The 204-nt window shown below is 28.4% G+C and carries 1 pseudogene; it reads left to right on the top strand.

Features of this window, described 5'->3' with window-relative positions:
- Nucleotides 1-204 (top strand): annotated as a pseudogene (locus tag IDG60_RS03675) (FKLRK protein); the annotation flags it as partial.

Here is a 204-nt window from a genome sequence, read left to right as displayed (position 1 = left end):
TGGAATTAGTAAAGAAGATACTAAAGCTAGTTCCGATGGTGTTTGGATGCCTATTAATGAAAAAGGATATTTTGATTTTGATTTCAAAAAAAATCCTTTTGATAACTTAGAGTTAAAGAAAAATGATGAAATCTCATTAACATTTGCACCTGATGATGAAGATGAAGCATTGAAGTCATTAATTTTCAAAACTAAAGTAACGAG

The sequence above is a fragment of the Staphylococcus sp. EG-SA-2 genome (assembly GCF_017152085.1).
This window is presented reverse-complemented; position numbering and strand designations above follow the sequence as displayed.